The 657-nt window shown below is 66.7% G+C and carries 1 protein-coding gene; it reads right to left on the bottom strand.

The window, feature by feature from the left end:
• The coding region (locus AC6CH0_RS17755; protein ID WP_498103331.1) for an Ig-like domain-containing protein at positions 1-657 on the bottom strand (657 nt) is incomplete at both ends.

The following is a 657-nucleotide window of genomic DNA, read 5'->3' as shown; positions in this document are numbered from 1 at the left end:
CGGCGCGGCGGGTGCGTCGGGTGCGGCGCGCACGATGACCGTGACTCGGCCCTGCACCTCGCGGGCAGGGTCCTTCGTACCGTCCTGGACCCGGTAGACGATGCTCAGCTCGCCCGTGAACGACGGGCCGGTCTTCGCGGTGATCCCGGTCGACGTGAAGCTCACGCTCGCCGAGCTGCCGACCGACGCCTGGTCGATCTGCGCGTCGATCACCCGCAGTGGCGTACCCTCGGCCTCGAACGGGTTGATGTCGTTCGCGAGCACGTCGATCGGCTGCGACTCACTGCGGAGCATCTCGATCGGGCCATCATCACGGGCGACGGGCTTCGGCCGCGACGAACTCACGACCTCGACGTCGACCGAGCCGGGCACCGAGAACTCCTTGTAGTTCACGGTGAACGTCAACGTCGTCTTCGTACCCGGTTGCACGCCGAGGGGTGAACTCACGGTCAGCATCGAACCGTTGATACCCGCCGTAAAGTCCGCGTTCTGACCGCTGAGCCCGTTGTACGAAAGCTCCTGCAACGCCTTGTCGCTCGGGTGCCCGCTCGACTGCCGCAAATCGATCTCCTGCGCCGCCTCACCGGCCTCGACCTTGATGCTGCGCGGCGTGAACGTCGGCGGCACATCCTCGAAGTTCGGATCGCCCACGGTCAC

The organism is Agromyces sp. GQ35 (assembly GCF_059758475.1).
This window is presented reverse-complemented; position numbering and strand designations above follow the sequence as displayed.